The organism is Pedobacter sp. JY14-1 (assembly GCF_029269825.1).
Lineage (GTDB): Bacteria > Bacteroidota > Bacteroidia > Sphingobacteriales > Sphingobacteriaceae > Pedobacter.
This window is the reverse complement of record NZ_JARJHU010000001.1, coordinates 1,084,987-1,105,924: the sequence shown is the minus strand read 5'-3', so window position 1 is coordinate 1,105,924 and position 20,938 is coordinate 1,084,987. Positions and strand designations below refer to the sequence as shown.

Genomic DNA, 20,938 nt, shown 5'->3' with positions numbered 1-20,938 from the left:
GCCATAGCATGGAATCTAGTATCCAAAGACCTGCTCAAGACTCAGTTTAGTAACAGTGCCGAATTTTTGCAAGTCTTCCATTTTGACCCTTTTATCGGAGGCAACAATGCAGTAGTTGTAAGGTTTACCTGCAACGTGTGCTTCATGGAAAGACTTGATGTCTTCGAATTTAAGTGGCTTAAGCCCGTTGTATTCATCAATGCGGGAGTCGTGGTCAATACCCAGTCTCTGGTCAGAAAAATAAGCCTGGATAATATCATCCCGGGTAATGCGGCTGGTTTCGAGGGCATTCAGCGAATTGCCTTTTGCGGCTGCGAAGGACTCATCTACACGTGGCAGGTTGTTGAGCAGTTCGTTCATGCCGGTAACGGCATCGTTCATTTTATCGGCCTGGCTGCCTACATAGGCAATCATGGCATAATCTTTCTCTTTCTTGTCAGGTGAAGAGTAGAAGGCAAACGTGGAATAAGCCAGGGCCTTGGATTCGCGGATGGTCTGGAACACTACTGAACCCATACCGCCGCCGAAATAGCTGTTGAAAAGGTTTACTTTTGGCGAGAGGGAAGCATCGAATTTACCGTCGTTGCGTACCCAGCGGATCTCCGACTGCACCATATCGTAGTCGGCGAAATAAACCTGGTTGGCGGTAGTGCTGGTATAGTTAAATTCCTTGGCGGGTGCTTCAGGGGTGAACTCAGAAGGTAGTTTATGCAGCTTACTGATGCCAGAGATAAAAGCCTCTTTGGTCTGCGGGCCGTAATAGGTGATGGTATGTTTATAATTGCTGATGTTGTGCAGAATATAGACCAGGTCTGCAGCCTTGATTTGCTTTACCTGTTCGTTGCTCAGGGTATAGTTCGCCGGGTTTACAGGGCCGTATTGTGCATAGCTCATCAGGCCGTTCAGAATGGCGCCTTTGTTGAGTTTGTTGTTTTCCCTTGATTTCAGAATGCGGCTCTTCAGTTCGCTAAGTGCTTCTTCATTGGGTTTGCAGTTGGCGAGGATGTGCTCTACCAGGTTTACGGCTTTATCAAAGTTCTCCTGAAGGCCGCTGATGGTAATAGTGGATACTTCATTACCTACATTGAAACTGTAATTACAGGCGATGTTGTAAAATTCCTTGCTGATCTGTTCAGCCGTATATTTGTCGGTCGAAAGGAAGCTCAGGTACTGTGCGGCATAAGGCTGCAACTGGTAGTTCCAGGCGCCCATTTCGAAACGGTAGGTAAGCTCAAAAATGCTGTTCTCCTTGTTTTGTACGGTAATGACGTCTGCGATACCTGCCTTTCCGAAGTTCAGGTCTTTTTTATAGTCCAGGAACTGAGGAGCAATGGGTTTTACCGGCATGGCAAACAGCTGATTGACAAATGCTGAGTTTTTGCCGGCATTGGTATTGACCGGGGTAATGGCTGGTTTCTCTACCTTGACTACATCTTTGTCTTCGCCTTTGTGCTTATAGCCGACTACATAGTTGTCTTTGAAAAACTTGCCTGCGAAATCTGTGATCTGTTGTTTGGTCACTTTGGCCATGAGGTCCGGAGCGGCGAGTGACTTGTTCCAGTTGGCGCCCCTGTTCTGGATAAACTCGGTGGTGATGCTTTCCACACGGAAGTCGTTCTTGTCAAAGGCCTGCAGTAAGCCCAGTTTGCTGTTGGCCACGGTTGCCTTGATCAGACTTTCGTCGAATTTGCCTTCTTTTAATAACTGGATCTGTTCCAGCAGGAGTTTTTGCGCATCTTCCAGGCTCTGCCCCTGTTTAGGCTGGGCGGTGAGGCTGAAAACACCATAGTCTTTCATCTGCTGGTAACCTGCGCCTGCACGCAGGACTTTCTGCTGTTTGTTCAGGTTGATATCGAGCAGGCCTGCCTTGCCGTTGGAGAGTATGCTGGAAATGAGGTCGAGCAGCAGGCTTTCCCTGGTGCTTTGCGCGTAGCCTCTGTAATTGAGCTCTACGCTTTCTGCGCTTGGCCCGTATACATCTACTTTTTTAATGGAAGTCAGCGGTTGTTCCGGTGCCGGGTTGTAAAGTTCCAGTGGTTTTGGCTGCATGTAGGCAAAGGCTGCGTCGATCTTTTTGATCAGCTCATCGGGGTTGAGGTCGCCAGCCATGATAATGGCCATGTTGTTGGGCACATAATATTTATTGTAGTATTTCCTGATTTCGATCAGTGAGGGGTTTTTCAGGTGCTCGATGGTACCGATGGTGGTCTGCTGTCCATAATTATGGGTAGGGAAAAGCTGCTCCATCATTTTTTCGTTCAGTTTCCAGGCATCGTTGTCGAGGCCACGGTTTTTCTCTTCATATACGGCTTCCAGCTCTGTATGGAAAATACGGAAGATCGGCTTGCGGAAACGTTCTGCCTGCAGGGCAAGGAATTTATCGACCGCATTGGAAGGGAAATCTTCGTTATAAACGGTTTCTTCGTACCAGGTATGTGCGTTGGTGGACTGACCGCCGATGGAGGTCATCATCTTATCGTATTCATTGGCGATAGATAAGTTGGACGCCTCCCCTGAAGTTTTGTCGATCTCGGCGTATATTTCTTTGCGTTTGGCCGGATCTGTAGTCTTGTTGTATTGCTCGTAAAGCGCATCTATCTTGTCCAGCAGCGGCTTTTCTTTGGCAAAATCAAGTGTGCCGAATTTGTCGGTTCCTTTGAACAGGAGGTGCTCCAGGTAGTGGGCCAGACCTGTCGCTGTTTTCGGGTCGGTATTGCTGCCGGCCCTTACTGCCATCCGGTATTCGATGACGGGTTCTTTGGTGTTTCGTGAAAGGACGACGGTAAGACCATTCTTCAGGGTATAAAAGCGTGATTTAGTGGGGTCGTTGGTTACATACTTATAGCTGTAACCACCTGATGAGGCCGTTTTCCATTGATAGCTGGTCTGGGCCATGACGCCTGTAGCAATCAGCAGAAAACAGGCAAGCAGCAGTTTGTTTTTCATGTTTAATTAAGTTATCGCTCAAACTTATACAAAAGTCATCGATCTTGTATTGATTTCTTGTACTTTTACCGTTGCAAAGCCTGTTTTTAGCTTGTTTTCTGCTGCGGCAGCAGATTTAAACCCGATCCTTATGAAAAAACAATCCAGACCAAATATTCTTGTAGTCAATGACGATGGTATTACTGCCCCGGGTATCCGCAACCTGATCGAAGTGGTGCAGCATCTTGGGAACGTCGTAGTGGTAGCGCCTGATGGACCACAATCAGGTATGGGCCATGCAATTACGATCGGAAAGCCTTTGCGGTTTGATAAGGTAACACTTTACCCGGGGGTAGAAATGTACAAGTGCTCCGGTACCCCTGTGGACTGTGTGAAACTGGCCGTAAATAAGATATTTAAGGGCAAGAAGCCTGATCTTTGTGTCTCGGGTATTAACCATGGGCTGAACAACTCGATCAATGTGATCTATTCGGGTACCATGTCAGCTGCGGTAGAAGGAGCAATTGAGGGTATACCTTCTATTGGTTTTTCGCTGGATGACTACACGCAGGAGGCAGATTTCAGCCATTGTGCGAAATTTATTACAGCGATCTGTGAGCAGGTGCTGGAGCACGGGCTTCCGCCGGCAACTTTATTAAATGTGAATTTTCCACAGGGGCCTGATTTAAAGGGTATTAAAATCTGCAGGCAGGCAAATGCGAAGTGGGCGGAAGAGTTTGATGAACGTAAAGATCCCTACCAGCGGCCTTATTACTGGCTGACGGGGGTCTTCCAGAATAACGATAAAGGTGAAGATACGGATGTTTGGGCACTTGAACATGGTTATGTGTCGGTGGTACCGGTACAATTTGACCTGACTGCGCATCATGCGATCCCGGTGTTGAACTCCTGGAGTTTCCAGGTTGACGGACTGCCTGAAAAGCAGGATAGTGAGATCAGACATTTAACAGCTGATGGTTCCTCACTGGGGTAAGAGCTTGATATTCAATTAAGTATACAAATGTTGGAAGAACAATTAGCTAAGTGGAGAAATTCGGTGTGGATTGGTCTGACTGCCGGAATTGTAATGCCGGGTGTGCTCATTTCCATAGTCTGGTACCTCATGCACCGCTTTGCCTTTTTAGCAAAGGCAGATTTGCTCCTGATTGCCTGTGTCGCTGCCAATGCCTGGCTGATGCATTTGTTTTTCAGGTTCAATAAGGACAATAGCGGGCGGGGAGTAATCAGCGCTACGTTTCTGTGGGCCTTTGTATTTTTCTACTATAAAGTCAGCAAAGTATGAGATATTACCTTGTTGCGGGTGAAGCCTCGGGAGACCTTCATGGCGCAAACCTGATGAAAGCGCTGAAGATACAGGATCCTGATGCCGAATTCCGTTATTATGGGGGTGATAAAATGAAGGCTGAAGGTGGCGTATTGCAAAAGCATTATTCGGAAATGGCCTTTATGGGATTTACAGAAGTACTGCTTAACCTGCGTACGATCCTCAGAAATATGAAGGCTTGTAAGGCAGATATCCTTGCCTATAAACCAGACGTACTGATCTTGATCGACTTTCCCGGGTTTAATCTGAAGATTGCCGGATTTGCCAAAGCCCGGGGGATTCCTGTAGCTTATTATATTTCACCTAAGGTCTGGGCCTGGAACCAGAAGCGGGTATTGAAGATCAAAAGGGTGGTAGACCGGATGTTCTGCATCCTGCCTTTCGAGGTAGATTTCTATAAGGGCTGGGGTATGAAGGTCGACTATGTGGGCAACCCATTGCTGGACGCCGTGGCGCAGTTCACTCCGGATCCGGATTTCCCTCGCTCACAAGGTATAGGTGCAAGGCCTGTTATCGCGCTTTTGCCGGGGAGCCGCAGGCAGGAGATTGAGCGGCTACTGCCCGATATGGTTGCTGCGGCGGCTGCATACCCGGATTACGAATTTGTTGTTGCCGCGGCACCGGGTTTTGAAGAAGCGTATTACCGGCAGTACATGAACGGGGTTCCGTTAAGACTGGTTTTCGGCAAAACCTATGATTTGCTGCATATTGCACATGCAGCTGTTGTGGCATCTGGCACAGCGACGCTTGAAACAGCGTTGTTCCATGTGCCGCAGGTGGTGGTCTATAAAGGCGGGACGGTTTCGGTAGCCATTGCCAGAATGCTGGTTAAGATCAGGTTTATCTCGCTGGTGAACCTGATTATGGATAAAAAAGTTGTTACAGAGCTGATACAGGAAGATTGTAATCCCAGACAGATTGAAGCTGAATTGAATGTGGTGCTGAGCGGAAAAGGAAGGGAAGATATGCTTATGAGGTACAGTGAGTTGTCTGAAAAAATGGGTAGACCGGGAGCTTCTGAAAAGACTGCCGGTTTAATTATCAGCTATTTTAAAAACAGTTAATATTTCCCTCTGTTATCGGAAAAATGTATGTACATCCCTTTGAGATGTGTTTTGATCTTAACTAATAAACCTTACTTTTGAATTTATTAAAACGTTTTACTACTGTAATCATACTTATAACCATCCCTAGATTTATGAAAACCAATTATCCCCTTCCACTAGTAAACGCGCTCCAGACTTATCTTCTTAATCAACTGATCAGACACGACGTCCCGCTGTCCTGATCTTTTGCTAAATCATCTTCCGGGTCTCCCGGTTTTCATCTGAATTTTCTTCTTCTCAGTTCGTGAGGGGTTATCCTTTTGCCTTTGCTGCAATTCGGTTTAACCTTCATGAACGGCGCCATCTATTTTAATTGTCTCATTACCTCTGTATTGAATTATTGAACAATTAACTATAACTAAAAACAACGTCGAATGAAAATTAAGTTACTAAGCGGTATAGGCATAGTTATGCTCTGTACCACCTGTATCCGGAGTGTCGCCGCGGAGCGCAGTGAGCACCTGGGATCAGGGAGATTGCTGTCTTCTTCCTTCTGGCAGCAGGATACGACAAAAAAAGACACGACCAAAAAGGCGACCACGCCGGTGACACCAGCGGCTCCGGCAACTCCTGCGCCACAGGGTGCTCAGGCGGGAAGCGCGCAAAGTGTAGTTACGGGTATTGTTTCTGATGAAAATTCGCAGCCTATCCCGGGAGTCGGTGTAAAGTCGGCTTCCGGCAAGAGTACAGTTACAAATGCTGCAGGTAAATTTTCTATCGCAGTGACCGGGCCTAACGAAAACCTGACCTTCAGTTATCTGGGTTATTCGCCGGTAACGCGTCCCGCTGGCAATGGTAATGTGCCATTAAATATTAAGATGACGCCGGCAGAAGGGGTTGCACTCCAAAATGTGACCATAGTTGGTGTGGGGTATGGTACGCTGGATAAGCGTGAAGTCACTTCAGCGGTTGCTCACGTAGATACCGCGGATTTCCGGCAAAGTGGATCCAGGAACCCGCTTGACCTCGTACAGGGTAAAGTCGCGGGTTTGCAGATCACCAGGACTAGTGGTTCTAACCCCAATTCGGGAGTAAACATTCAGCTTAGAGGTGTGACCTCGGTAACCGGAAGTCAGAGTCCGCTGATCGTGGTCGATGGTATACCGGGTGGAAACCTGGATTTGTTACAGCAGGATGATATCGCGTCGATTGACGTGTTGAAGGACGGTTCAGGTGCTGCCATTTATGGAACGAGAGCCAATGCCGGGGTTATCCTGATCACCACCAAGAAAGGTAAAGCGGGGCCGCCGTCCTTTACTTATTCTTCCTATGTACGACACGAATATCTCTACAAGCGACCAGACTTTATGACGGTTGATCAATTCAGGGCCAGAATTGCCTCCGGAGAACTGGACAGAACGGATTATGGACATACTTCCGATTTCTTTAACGACCTGGTCAATAAGAACAACATCAGTCAGAACCATAACCTGGCGCTGAGTGGCGGAAGTGAAAATACGAGTTACAGAGCAAGTCTCAACTTCCGTGACCTGCAGGGTTTTGCGGAACAAAATGATAGAACTGAATACGGTATCAGGTTGAATATCAATCAAAAGGGTTTTGATCAGAAGCTTAATGCCAGTATTAATCTGACGACAAATTTTAACAGGGCAAATCTTCTTGGTGGAGGTGGTTGGGAGGATCAGTTTAAGCGAAATCCGACGTTATCTAACTACAACGATGATGGCAGCTTCTACTTTGAAAATACAAGTACCAATCAATTTGCCAGATTGCAGCAGGAGAAAAATAAACGTCAGCAGCAAACCAGTTCAATAGATGCAAAAGTAGATTACGATATAATCCCAGGTTTGAAGGCATCCGTATTTGGTGCGGTTCAGCGTAATAGCTATGTAGATGGAGAATACCGTTCAATAAATGGAGAATATTCTCTTGAAAATGATATCTATAAAAATGGCGGATATGCCGGCCGTTCTACCGTTCTTGAGCAAAACTTTAATGTGGAGCCTACACTCGAATACAGGAAGACGTTCAATGAGCATAGCCTGACTGGTATTGCGGGGTATAGTTATCGTTATGAGGTATTCGAAGGGTTTAACGCCAATAACCTGGGATTTTTAAATGACCTTTTTGAAGAGAACAATCTCAATGCAGGTAACCAGCTTGCTGCAGGTAAGGCGGGATTGGGCAGTTATAAAAACGACAATACGCTGATCGCTTTCTTCGGTCGTGTTAACTACTCTTATAAAGGTAGGTATTACCTTCAGGGGATTTATCGCCGGGAAGGTTCTTCACGCTTCGGTATCAATAACAAATGGGGAGATTTTCCCGCTATTTCTGCAGGTTGGACGATTACCGAAGAAGATTTCCTGAAAAATAATAAGGTAATCAATTATCTGAAGCTAAGGGCTGGCTATGGTGTTACCGGTAACTCAGGGATCGGCAATTACGCATCACTCGTCACCTTGGGCACGGGAGGTGTTTATTTATATCCTGATGGACAATATCGTGAAACTTATGGGCCAAACAGTAATCCCAACCCCGACTTACGCTGGGAGAAAAAAAGAGAGTTTAACGTTGGTGTTGACTTTGGTCTGATCAATAATCGGCTTACAGGTTCACTGGATGTATTTAATCGGGTAACAAAGGACCTGCTGGACAATTATGATTCTCCGCAGCCCCCTTATATCCGGGGGTCCATCTATACCAACGTAGGTACTATATCTGCAAAAGGTATTGAGCTGGCATTAAGTTACGCAGCAATCAAGAACAAGGATTTTACCTGGACGGTAGACTTCACGGGCAGCACTACATCTAACCGATTGGATTCTTATTCAAATGAGAATTATAAACGTGATTATTTGTCCCTCGGAGATATAGGCGGATATGGAGCACTTGGAAATGCCATCCGTACTTATGAAGGCGGAAAACTTGGCGAGTTCTGGGGAAAGAAATTTGCAGGCTTTACGGAAGACGGTAAATGGCTGTTCTACAATCGTTCAGGAGAAAAGGTACGTAACGATGTGATCAATAATTCGTTCGATCGTAATGTAACGGATTACCAGGTAATTGGCAATGCAATACCTAAATACTATGCCTCGCTGACGAACAGTTTTACTTATAAGAATTTTGATCTGAGGATATTTTTCAGGGGCAAGTTTGGCTATGATATTCTGAATACTACTGCAATCTCATATGGTAATAAGATTTCGGGCGATAACTTGCTGAACTCAGCATTTACTAAATATGCTCAAATTAATGATACCTATATGTATTCAGATTATTATGTTGAAAACGGAAGTTTTATAAAACTGGATGAATTGACGCTGGGTTACCGGTTTAACCTGAAATCGAAATCATTCAAGAACCTTAGGATTTATGCCACCGGCCAGAACCTGGCGCTGATTACCAGCTACACGGGAAATGATCCCGATTTTGTCAGTGACACCGGCCTGGCACCGGGTATTGACGGTCGCGGACCTTACCCAAGTACTACCTCTCTTCTATTCGGTTTAAACGTAGGATTTTAAGATTTGACCATGAAAACGACATATAAAACATTCATCGCTGCAGGACTTACACTTTGTGCAATGGCATCCTGCACAAAGCTTGATGAGAACCTTTATGATACTGCTGAAAGCAACAATTTTTATAACAACAAGAATGAAATCATCTCGGCTGTCCTGAGGCCATACACGCATGCAAATGCATGGGCTACACCTTCTGGGCAGGATGGCTGGTGGCGGCCAAGTGAACTGTCTGCTGATCAGTTGGCCTGGCCTACCAAGGGCCGTCACGGTGAAGATGGCGGAAAATGGAAGAGGCTGCATTACCATAGCTGGACAAACGATGAGGGGGGACTAAATAACGCGTGGACCCTGATGTGGTGGGGCGTAGGCCTCTGTAATGATCCGATAAAGAAAATTGAAGGAAAAAATCCTGCTGACATTGGCCTGTCACAGGAAGAAAAGGATGCCTATATTGCTGAATTGAAGCTGTTTCGGGCTTTTCATTATCTTAAGCTGATGGATTTGTTTGGTAACATTCCGATCGTGACAGAGGTTCCGGACCAGCCTGTACCTAAAGACCAACTGCCGAAAACTGCGAGCAGGGAAGAGGTCTTTGCTTTCATTGAAAAAGAGATAAAGGAAAATGTGGACAAGGCACCGCCGTTGTCTAAGCAGATGCTGGGCAGGATGTCGCAGGCAGGGGGCTATGCAATGCTGGTGGAGCTTTACCTGAATGCAGAGGCCTGGACTGGTACCGCCAGGTGGGACGATTGCATCGCCGCCGCAGATAAACTTATCAATAACCAGGCCGGGGGATTGAACGGAGCGATGGCATTGGATACCAATATTACAGATGCCTTTAAGCCGAACAACGATTTATCTAAGGAAGCGATATTTTCTATCGCTTATGAATTTCAGCGCGCAAACTTCCAGCCATCGTGGACGGGAGAATTCTATCATTTTCAACAGCAATTTATTTACGGTGGAAGCCGTAATGGAAATGATGGTGTGGTTGTAGTTCCCGGAAACTATCCAACGTTTAAGAACGAGGATTTAAGAAAAAGTGAATGGTTATTACATGGCCCTATGTTCAGGTTTGACAATGGAGAGCCAGTCATTGCAACGGGTGGTAACGAATATGATGGGCAGCAATTGGTTTTTGTTGATAGTATTCAGCGCGTAAAGATTGGTTCAACAGTATCAAATATGAGTGAAGGTGAAGAAAATAGTGGTGTTCGCTTTAATAAATATAAATTGGGTAATCAGGTCGGGGCAACAAGAGTGATGAATGGCGTTACTGTTAATGTGGCCCCCGATCCAAATTACAACAATACTGACTGGCATATTTATCGCCTTACCTGGGTTTATTTTGCAAAAGCTGAAGCCTTAATGCGTAAGAACGGCGGGGCTGCAAACCAGGAAGCAGTAGACTTGATTAACGCTTGTAGACAACGTGCTTTTATAGTGGCTAACTGGCCTGCAAACGCCTATACGACTGCAACACTGACCCTGGACGAATTGCTTGCGGAACGCGGTCGGGAATTCATTTTCGAAGGTTTTAGAAGAGATGACCTTATTCGCTGGAATAAGTTCACTACGTCCTCTTGGTGGGATCACCAACCCAGCAACGAATACCGTAAGCTTTTTCCGATTCCACAGCAGCAAAGGGCGCTTAACCCGAATCTGACCCAAAACCCCGGCTACCCAAATTAAAAATATGACAACTTATCAAGGCCAGTCATCCGACTGGCCTTTTTTATTATTCTCCCTTGAACCTTCTGTCTCAGATTCCTATATTTGAGAAATCACTAAAACGATTTAAGCAACCAAATATCTGTGCCGGACACACAACGGCATAAATACACACAAGAACACACAAACCACAATGAAACCAAAACAAACCATTCTTGCACTGCTGATGCTCGGACAGACGGCCTTTGCGCAGCAGAAGGATCTGGTCAGCTATGTGAATACCCTGCAGGGTACGAACTCAAAACACGAGCTCACCAGGGGAAACACTTATCCGACAACCGCATTGCCTTTCGGTATGCATACCTGGACCCCGCAGACGGGTAAGAACGGCGATGGCTGGAAGTACCAGTATTTCCTGGACAAGATCAGGGGATTTCAGCAGGCGCACCAGTGCAGTTCCTGGACCCGTGACTATGCCGTTTTTTCGCTGATGCCAATGAGCGAACTGGTGGTCGATGAGAACAAGCGCGAGGCAAAGTTCAGCCATGAAAATGAAATTGCCAAACCCAATTACTATAAGGTAAAATTCGATAATCAGATCACTACCGAGATATCTCCTTCAGAGCGGGGCGCACACCTGCGTTTCAGTTATCCTTCAGGTAAAGCCAGTTACCTCGTGCTTGACGGCTATACGCGGACCAGCGGTGTGAAGATCGATGTAAAGCGCAACCGGATCACCGGCTATGTGAGCAATGGCGGCGGCTTCCACAAGGAGTGGAAAAGCTATTTCGTGGTGCAGTTTGACCAGCCGATTAAGGGTTACGGAACCTGGGAGAACAAAGGCAATACGACTAAAGCAGGTGCTACAGAAGCAGAGGGCGACGGAATGGGTGCTTATATTGAGTTTAAGCCTGGCGTAAAGGTACAGGTAAAGACGGCTTCTTCCTATATCAGCCCCGAGCAGGCCGAACTGAACCTGGAGCGTGAACTGGGTGCAGATAAAAACCTGGAGCAGACTAAAGCAAAGGCTGCCAAGGTATGGAATGAGTCGCTGGGCCGTATTCAGGTAGAAGGTGGAAGCAAGGAGGATATGGAAACTTTTTATTCCTGCTTTTTCAGGGCCAGTCTGTTCTCCAGGAAATTCTATGAACTGGACAAGAACGGTAAGGCTTATTACTTTAGTCCTTATGACGGTAAAGTGCATGAAGGCTATATGTTTACCGATACGGGTTTCTGGGATACCTTCCGGGCGCAATTTCCGCTGAATACACTGATCCAGCCAGAAATGCACGGCCGCTACATGCAGGCGATGATCGATGCCTGGAAGCAATGCGGATGGCTGCCTTCCTGGTCTTTTCCAAGTGAAGGAGGCAGTATGATCGGTAACCATGCGATTTCGCTCTTTGCAGATGCATGGGCAAAAGGCCTGCATACCTTCAATCCAAAGGAAGCGCTTGAGGCCTACCTGCACGAGGCAACGAACAAAGGCCCCTGGGGGCCTGCCAATGGCCGTGACGGCTGGAGAGAATATTACCAGCTTGGCTATGTACCTTATCCGAAATACCGGGAGGCTACTGCCAAAACCCTGGAATATGCCTATGATGATTTCTGCGGCTATGAACTGGCCAGACTGACCGGTGACCAATATTATATGGACATCTTTAAGCGTCAGATGTACAACTATAAAAACGTATATGACCCGGGTACCCGGTTCATGCGGGCCAAAGACTCAGATGGTAACTGGGGCAAGAACTTTGACCCTGTGGAATGGGGTGGCCCTTTTACCGAAGGCAATGCCTGGCACTGGCAATGGTCGGTATTCCAGGATACTAAAGGACTCATCAACCTGATGGGCGGAGATAAGAATTTTACTTCCAAACTGGATTCCGTATTTAGTGTGCCTAATACCGTTAAAGTCGGTACTTATGGTGGCATGATCCATGAGATGACTGAAATGGTAATGGCTAATATGGGGCAGTATGCCCACGGCAACCAGCCTATTCAGCATATGGTCTACCTTTATAACTATGCAGGGGAGCCGTGGAAGGCCCAGGCCAGGGCGCGGGAGGTAATGTATAAACTATATAATGCCACTGAGAATGGCTACCCTGGCGATGAGGACCAGGGCCAGACTTCTTCATGGTACGTACTCAGTGCGCTGGGCTTTTACAGCGTGACACCCGGGACCGGTGAATATGTTTTTGGCAGCCCGATGTTTAAAAAGATCACACTTAACCTCGAAAACGGCAAAAAGTTCGTGATCGAGGCGAATAACAATAGCCGGGAAAATGTCTATATTCAGGACGCTGCTTTAAACGGTCAGAATTATACCAGGAATTTCATTACGCATGCCGATATTGTAAAGGGCGGTGTGTTGAAGCTGAACATGAGTAGAGAACCAAATACGCAGAGAGGGCTTGCAGAAACCGATAAGCCGTTCTCTCTAACAAAATAAAACAGATGAAAAGAAGAGTATTTTTACAGAACACCGGCATGCTCGCAGCCGGAATGATGGTAGACAAGGTGGCCTTCGCTGCTGCCGACCCGGAGTTTCCCGTAGTGCGCGTAGCACCGGCGAAGAGGCATTTTCAGAGCAAGGCCGTGGAATCCGCTATTAAGGAATTTCACAAGAATGTAAAGAACAAGGAACTGGCCTGGTTATTCGAGAACTGTTTCCCGAATACGCTGGATACCACAGTTACTCATACTACGGTGGATGGCCGGCCGGATACTTATGTGATCACTGGTGATATCGATGCGATGTGGCTGCGTGACAGTACAGCGCAGGTGAGTCCTTACCTGCCACTGGTTAAAGGTGATAAAGCCCTCCAGCAGCTCATCGCAGGTGTCATTAACCACCAGGTAAAATGTATTAAAAAAGACCCCTATGCAAATGCTTTTTATGGCGATCCGGACAAAGTAGGTGAATGGGCAACCGATAAGACTGATATGAAGCCCGGTGTGCATGAGCGCAAGTGGGAAATTGACTCACTATGCTATCCTATCCGCCTCAGCCACCATTACTGGAAGCTGACCGGCGATACTTCACCTTTTGACACCAGCTGGAGAGATGCCATTGCCCTGATTGTAAAGACCTTTAAGGAACAGCAGCGTAAAAATGGCCTGGGGCCTTATAAATTCCAGCGTGAGACAATGTTTGCTACCGATACGGTGCCGGTAAGCGGTTATGGCTACCCGGTGAAACCTGTAGGACTGATCTGTTCGGTCTTCCGCCCTAGTGATGACGCCACCATTTATAATTTCCTGGTGCCCTCCAATTTCTTTGCGGTAGTGAGTCTGCGCCATGCCGCGGAGATCCTTACGGCGGTAAACAAAGATACTGTGCTTGCTGAAGAATGCAAGACACTGGCCAATGAGGTGGAGGCGGCCCTGCAGAAATATGCCATAGTGGAGCATCCGCAGTTTGGTAAGATTTATGCTTTCGAGGTGAACGGCTTTGGCAGTCATAACCTGATGGACGATGCCAATGTGCCGAGCTTGCTGGCACTTCCTTATCTGGGTGCCGTCCGTGAAGATGACCCGGTGTATATTAATACGCGTAAATATATCCTGTCTTCCGAAAATCCGTTCTTTTTTGAAGGAACTGCCGCTAAGGGCATCGGAAGCCCGCATACAGGTATGGACAAGATCTGGCCAATCGCATTGACCATGCAGGGACTGACAGCAAAAAGTGATGAAGAAATCAAGTCATGCCTGCAGTTGCTGCAAAAGAGCCATGCAGGGACGGGCTTTATGCACGAGTCATTCAATAAGAACGATCCGAAAGACTTTACCCGTTCCTGGTTTGCCTGGTCCAATACCATTTTTGGTGAACTGCTCTGGAAAGTATATAAAGAGCGCCCGCACCTGCTGGTTTAGTATTACATTTTATAACCTGAATAACCATTTATGTGAGAAGGCTGCCCATTCAGGGCAGCTTTTTTTGTGATAGGCATGTTATAAAATTGTTTAACTTGAGGCCGCTAGCTTCCTCTGACAAATGACTGCGATCTGTTTATCCGACTGGCCCCTACTTATGAAATACAAAGTGTGGTGCTTCTTGCCATTGCTCTTGTTGGCTGCTTTTTGTGCAAGGGCGCAAGAAGAGGTGAAATACCGGGTTTTATTGATCGGTGATGCCGGAGAAATGAATACCCAACAGATCAAATCTATCGAAAGTGCCGCTGGGCATGTGATCAGCGGAAAAACAACGGTACTTTTCCTGGGCGATAATGTATATCCGGTCGGTATGGCTTTGCCTGGTGCGGAAACGCGGGCGCGGACGGAGCAGATACTGAAGTCGCAGTTTGGCCCGATGCGGGCAAAGGGGGCTGCGGTATACTTTCTGCCTGGCAACCATGACTGGGACAGATCGGGACCGGATGGGCTGGCAAAGATACAGGCTGAGGGAGCGTTCCTGGCTTCCTTTAATGACCCCTTGCTGAAACTTATTCCTGATCAGGGTTGCCCGGACCCGGTAGCCATTCCTCTTTCCGATAAGCTGACAGTTATCGCTTATGATAGCGAATGGTGGCTTTTCCCCTATGAAAAAACAAACCCGGATTGTGATTGCAGCACTACGGATGCAGTAGTCCTGCGACTGCATGAGTTACTGGAACGGAACAAAGACAAAATGATTATCCTGGCTTCGCATCATCCTTTCAAAAGCTACGGTACACATGGAGGATATTTTGGTCTTAAGGCACATCTGTTCCCGCTTACTTCCTTAAATAAAAACCTGTACATCCCCTTGCCGGTACTGGGTTCGCTTTATCCTTTTTTGAGGACTACCTTTCTGAGTCCGGAGGATCTGGGACACCCTAAATATAAGGAGATGACCGAAAAGGTCGGGGCTGTATTTGCTGATCATCCTAATCTCGTTTATGCGGCCGGGCACGAACATGGTTTACAACTGATCAGGGGAGATCAATTACAGATTGTAAGTGGTGCAGGTGCTAAACATTCACCCAATAAAGGAGGACCAAATTCCCTGTTCCATAGCTTTAAGAATGGTTATGTGCTGGCCGACCAGCTTCAGGACAACAGCATGCGGTATGAATATTTCCTGTATACTGAAACTGGTGTAGAAAAGGTATATAGCTATATTCAAGCCTTTAATCCGGTGGAACTCCGGCAGGCCAGGGAGGCAAAGATGACAGCGGCAGACAGTGCCATAGTGAAGGTAAAACCTCAGTTTGACCATGTAGGTGGCCTGCACCGTTACCTGTTTGGGGAGAATTACCGGAAAGATTATGCCATGGACGTAAAGGTGCCGGTCATCAGCATCTCCAGAATTTATGGCGGATTAAAACCGACCCAGCTGGGAGGTGGGAACCAAAGCAGGTCTTTGCGTCTGGAAGACAAAAATGGAAAAGAATATGTGCTGCGCAGCGTTGAAAAATATCCGGAGGTCTTATTGCCGCCTGGGCTGAGGACGACTTTTGCCCGTGACGTAATGCGAGATAACATGGCCTCTCAGCATCCCTTTACTGCATTGGTTGCGCCCGTACTCGCAGACAGGGCGGGGGTGCCTCATGCAAATCCCATCATCGGACTGGTATCACCAGACGATGCGCTTGGGGATTATGCGGGCACTTTCGAAAACACGGTATGTCTGCTTGAAGAAAGAAATCCTGTGGGACCTTCGGACAACACCGCAAAAATGTTTAAAAAGCTGGATGTTGATAATGACAATACTTACGATGCCAGGATGTACCTCAGGGCTAAGGCCCTTGATGTACTGATGGGTGATTGGGACCGGCATGAAGACCAGTGGCGCTGGAAGGCTGATACCACTGAAAAGGGCTTAAGGTACCTGCCGGTGCCACGCGACCGAGACCAGGTTTTCTTTAAAACGGAAGGCAAGTTGCAGCGTTTTGCCATCAGGTCAGACCTTTTACCGATGATGCAGGGGATGGAGAGGGACCTCAAAGATGTCAACTGGTTTTTATGGGAAGGGCGGGCAATGAACAGCAAAATTCTTTCCCAGTATTCAGAAGAAGAATGGGACCGGGAAATAAAACTGTTTACCGACCTGTATACTGACGAGATATTTGAAACCGCGCTCCGGCGCTTGCCACCAGAGGTCTACCGTATGCGCCATGATGAATTCCTGGACGAACTGCAACGGCGAAAAGCGACTTTGCCCAGGCTAATGAATACCTATTACCGGTTTTTCAGCCGGATTGTAGACATACAGGCCAGCCATAAAAATGAAAAGGCTGTCATCACCGGACTTGATCAGGGCGCACTTAAAGTGGAGCTTTACAAGATCAATAAATCCGGTAATGTAAAGGATGTGGTTTTTAGCCGTGTTTTTGATCCTGAAATCACCAGGGAAATCCGGCTTTATATGCGGGATGGCAGCGATAGTGTCGTTATCTCTAACCGTATTTCACCGATCCGTGTGAAGATCATTTCCGGACATGGAAAGAAAGCTTATGAGGTTACAGCCTTGCGTAAACCGGTCCGGGTATTCGGACTTATGGACGGCAGTATCTTTAATGGCGCAGATGCCGGTAAGCTTCGCATCAAGTTGTCTTCCGACACTGGAAATGCGACTTATCTGGGTAAAGACCTTTATAAAAGGACATCTCTGTACCCGGATTTTGGCTACAATGCAGATGATGGTTTGTACCTGGGTGCTTTTATGAAAGTAACACGTCCCGGCTTCAGGAAACAGCCTTATGGCAGTTCTCAGTCCTTTTCACTGCTTTATGCACTGGCCACTTCCGCTGTACGGTTCAACTATTCAGGGGAATGGCTAAAGGTTGCAGGCGACGGCGACATGGTGCTGAAGGCGAGTATACAGGCACCGGACAATACCCGGAACTTTTTCGGTGTTGGGAATGATACCCGTTTTGACCACCGCATCTCTTATTACAGGACCCGCTTCAATCTGATACAACTGGACCCTTCACTGCGCTGGCGCAGACCAAAATCAACACTGACTATAGGGCCGAGCCTGCAATATTACAGTTTCGATAAAGATGACAACCAGGGGCGTTTTATCAATAACAGGTTGCAATTGCATTCCCCAGATAGTCTCCTGATCGAAAGAGATAAGCTCTACGCAGGGGCGACGGTCAATTTTGTAAACAATACCCGTGACCAGGAGCTCCTGCCTACATTAGGTAGCTACATCGATCTCAAACTGATGGGGTACAAAGGTATCAGCAGTGCTTCGGCCTCATTTGTTCAGTTCCGGGGTTCAATATCACTCTATAAGAACCTTGATACCCGGGCGACCATCGTTCTGGCCAACAGGTTTGGCGGAACCCTTACCGGTGGTCGTCCGGCATTTTTCCAGCATGCTACCCTGGGCGGGGAGGGCACCTTACTAGGTTACCGGCAGTATCGCTTTGCAGGTCGCCACAATTTTTATAACAACCTGGAAATGCGTTTTAAACTGGGCGATTTTGTGAGCTATGTATTACCGGGCCAGGTGGGCGTTATGGGCTTGTATGACGTGGGTCGTGTATGGAATGGCAATGAACGGTCTGATACCTGGCGCCAGGGATACGGCGGAGGATTTTATTTCTCCCCGGCTTCACTGGCCATCGTCAGGGCAGTACTGGCGCACTCAGCAGAAGGCTGGTATCCTTATTTTGCTACCAGCTTTAGGTTTTGAATAATTTATCCGTTTATATCAGAGCGCTTTACAGACAGCACCTCAATTTTTATTTGCACATCTCTTTTTCTTGCCACATCTTGCGGCTTTAATAGGCTACGATGACTGATGTGACGGTATTACCGATGGTTGAAATTTCGCCAAAACCGGGCAAACCACTGGCGAAGATGATGAATGAAAGACTGAATAAAATTGCCAGTGAACTACAGGTATTGCTGATCAGAGAATTTCATGATGAAAGGTATTGCGAGGATCTGATCATTTATATGAGCTACAATTCGGGTTATGCCATTCGCTGGAAGATCGTCAATGATGTACCTGGTTATATCCAGAATGATGTAGCCAGGATCTGCGGGAACCTGGGCTACATCCAGTGGAAGGAATTGGATCTTTATGTGATGAAGGTATTGCGGACAACCGAGCTGTAGAACAGCTATTTCAGATCAAAGCGGTCCAGATCCATTACCTTAGTCCAGGCGGACACAAAATCCTTAACAAATTTCTGCGCGTTATCGGATTGGGCATACACTTCAGCAATGGCCCTGAGTTCAGCATGCGATCCAAACACAAGATCTGCACGAGTCGCCATCCACTTAAACGTCCCGGCTTTCCGGTCGTAGCCGTGGAACAGCTCCTTGCGCTCATCTGTAGCTTTCCAGGTGGTGCTCATATCCAGGAGATTCACAAAGAAGTCATTAGTCAGCTGGCCGGGACGATGGGTAAAGACACCCTGAGGAGATCCATCATAATTGGCATTGAGCGCGCGCAGACCCCCTACCAGGACGGTAAGTTCAGGTGCGGTTAGTGTAAGCAGGTTCGCCTTGTCTATGAGCAATTCTTCAGTACGGCTACGGGCTTTACTATTTCGGTAGTTGCGGAAGCCGTCGGCCTGTGGTTCAAGGAAACCAAAGGCATGGATGTCGGTCTGCTCCTGCGAAGCATCTGTGCGGCCTGGTGTAAAAGGCACCTCTACTTCATGGCCTGCATCTCTGGCCGCCTTTTCTATGGCGACGTTTCCTGCCAGTACAATCAGATCGGCAAGCGAGATTTTCTTTCCGTCGGCCTGCGTTCCGTTAAAATCATTTTGTATGGTCGTCAGCACGCCCAGCACGTTTTGCAATTGTACCGGATTGTTGACCTCCCAGTCTTTTTGTGGTGCAAGACGGATGCGTGCGCCATTGGCACCGCCGCGTTTGTCACTGCCGCGAAAAGTAGATGCAGACGCCCAGGCAGTAGTTACCAATTGAGGAACAGTTAGTCCTGATGTCAGTATTTTATGCTTTAGTGTTGCAATAACAGTTTCATCTACCAAAGGATGATCAACGGCCGGGAGCAAGTCTTGCCAGATCAGTTGTTCTGCGGGTACATCAGGCCCAAGGTAACGTGAACGAGGGCCCATGTCGCGATGGGTCAGTTTGAACCATGCTCGCGCGAAGGCGTCTGCAAACTGATCGGGGTTTTCGTAAAAACGCCGGGATATCTTTTGATATGCGGGGTCGAACCTCAGGGACAGGTCGGTCGTCAGCATTGTCGGACGGTGTTTTTTGTTTGGGTCAAAGGCGTCAGGGATAATGTCTCCCGCATCTTTGGCTACCCACTGCTGTGCCCCACCGGGACTTTTGGTGAGTTCCCACTCATAGGTGAACAAGTGTTCGAAAAAATCATTACTCCACCTGGTGGGCGTTTTGGTCCAGGTTACCTCCAGTCCGCTGGTAATGGTATCTGGTCCTTTGCCGGTGCCGTAACGGTTGTTCCAGCCCAGGCCCTGTAATTCGATGTCTGCACCTTCCGGCTCCTGATCCACATGATCTGAAGTCGCCGCGCCGTGTGTTTTGCCAAAGGTATGGCCACCGGCAATCAGTGCAACCGTTTCCTCATCATCCATGGCCATACGGCCAAAGGTTTCCCTGATGTCCCTGGCCGCGAGAAGCGGGTCTGGATTTCCGTCCGGGCCTTCCGGGTTTACATAGATTAATCCCATCTGGGAAGCACCAAGTGGCTTTTCCAGGTTACGGGAATGAATATCGCCGTCGGCATTGTCGTCAGATACCAGTACGCCACCCGGCTTCTCTACACCCTCCGAGCCATGGGCATAGCGCAGATCTCCGCCGAGCCAGGTAGTTTCAGAACCCCAGTAAACAGACTCGTCGGCTTCCCATACATCTTCGCGTCCGCCGGCAAACCCAAAAGTCTTGAAACCCATGGATTCCAGGGCAATATTGCCCGCCAGGATCATGAGGTCTGCCCAGGAGAGCTTGTTGCCATATTTTTGTTTGACAGGCCAAAGCAACCTGCGGGCCTTATCTAAGCTGACATTGTCTGGCCAGCTGTTGAGTGGAGCAAAGCGTTGCTGACCTTGGCCGCCGCCACCACGGCCGTCAGTCATGCGGTAGGTTCCTGCACTGTGCCAGGCCATGCGGACAAACAGACCGCCATAATGGCCGAAATCTGCAGGCCACCAGTCCTGTGAGTTAGTCATGAGTGCGTGCAAGTCTTGTTTCACCGCTTCAAGGTCAAGGCTTTTGAAGGCTTCAGCATAACTGAAGTCCTTATCCATCGGGCTGGATGCAGCGGAATACTGCCGGAGTATGTTTAATCTTAACTGGTCTGGCCACCAGTCGGGGTTCCGGGTTCCGCCACCACCGGTATTGCTTTTCAGGCTGCCGTTATAAAAAGGGCATTTGCTGATGTCGTTTGAATTATGTTCCATGTTTTGATTTTTTTTTGGTGATAATTCAAATTTAAGTTAGGAATTTTTCTGTAAAAAATCGAA

At 47.7% G+C, this 20,938-nt stretch carries 11 protein-coding genes; 9 read left to right on the top strand and 2 right to left on the bottom strand.

Annotated elements, in window-relative coordinates; genetic code table 11:
- Positions 1-15: 15 nt before the first annotated feature.
- Positions 16-2,946: an insulinase family protein gene (locus tag P2W84_RS04860; RefSeq protein WP_276088980.1), complete on the bottom strand. Its 2,931-nt coding sequence runs from the start codon at positions 2,944-2,946 to the stop codon at positions 16-18.
- A gap of 130 nt (positions 2,947-3,076) precedes the next feature.
- On the opposite strand from P2W84_RS04860, the gene surE reads away from it, so the two are divergent.
- The 9 genes from surE (at position 3,077) to P2W84_RS04815 (ending at position 18,593) form a co-directional block, all read left to right on the top strand.
- On the top strand, positions 3,077-3,919 hold the full coding sequence (gene surE / locus P2W84_RS04855; RefSeq protein ID WP_276088979.1) for a 5'/3'-nucleotidase SurE: 843 nt from the start codon (positions 3,077-3,079) through the stop codon (positions 3,917-3,919).
- A gap of 27 nt (positions 3,920-3,946) precedes the next feature.
- Entirely contained in the window at positions 3,947-4,228 is a 282-nt protein-coding gene (locus P2W84_RS04850) for a stationary phase survival protein SurE (protein WP_276088978.1), read from the top strand.
- Positions 4,225-5,334, top strand: coding sequence for a lipid-A-disaccharide synthase (gene lpxB / locus P2W84_RS04845; protein ID WP_276088977.1), 1,110 nt, complete (start codon positions 4,225-4,227; stop codon positions 5,332-5,334). The genes P2W84_RS04850 and lpxB overlap by 4 nt, the downstream gene beginning before the upstream one ends.
- Positions 5,335-5,750: 416 nt before the next feature.
- Positions 5,751-8,864: a SusC/RagA family TonB-linked outer membrane protein gene (locus tag P2W84_RS04840; RefSeq protein WP_276088976.1), complete on the top strand. Its 3,114-nt coding sequence runs from the start codon at positions 5,751-5,753 to the stop codon at positions 8,862-8,864.
- A gap of 9 nt (positions 8,865-8,873) precedes the next feature.
- Positions 8,874-10,556, top strand: a complete 1,683-nt coding sequence (locus P2W84_RS04835) for a RagB/SusD family nutrient uptake outer membrane protein (RefSeq protein ID WP_276088975.1) — start codon at positions 8,874-8,876, stop codon at positions 10,554-10,556.
- 172 nt (positions 10,557-10,728) lie between these two features.
- On the top strand, positions 10,729-12,990 hold the full coding sequence (locus tag P2W84_RS04830) for a GH92 family glycosyl hydrolase (protein WP_276088974.1): 2,262 nt from the start codon (positions 10,729-10,731) through the stop codon (positions 12,988-12,990).
- A 5-nt stretch (positions 12,991-12,995) separates the two neighbouring features.
- Positions 12,996-14,414, top strand: a complete 1,419-nt coding sequence (locus P2W84_RS04825; RefSeq protein WP_276088973.1) for a glycoside hydrolase family 125 protein — start codon at positions 12,996-12,998, stop codon at positions 14,412-14,414.
- 157 nt (positions 14,415-14,571) lie between these two features.
- Complete coding sequence (locus P2W84_RS04820) at positions 14,572-18,165, top strand: BamA/TamA family outer membrane protein (RefSeq protein ID WP_276088972.1); 3,594 nt, start codon at positions 14,572-14,574, stop codon at positions 18,163-18,165.
- A 101-nt stretch (positions 18,166-18,266) separates the two neighbouring features.
- Complete coding sequence (locus P2W84_RS04815) at positions 18,267-18,593, top strand: hypothetical protein (protein WP_276088971.1); 327 nt, start codon at positions 18,267-18,269, stop codon at positions 18,591-18,593.
- Positions 18,594-18,598: 5 nt separating this feature from the next.
- Here the strand turns inward: P2W84_RS04815 and katG are convergent, their stop codons facing one another.
- Positions 18,599-20,875 carry a catalase/peroxidase HPI gene (katG, locus tag P2W84_RS04810; RefSeq protein ID WP_276088970.1) on the bottom strand — a complete coding sequence of 759 codons (2,277 nt, stop codon included), beginning with the start codon at positions 20,873-20,875 and terminating at the stop codon, positions 18,599-18,601.
- Positions 20,876-20,938: the final 63 nt, after the last annotated feature.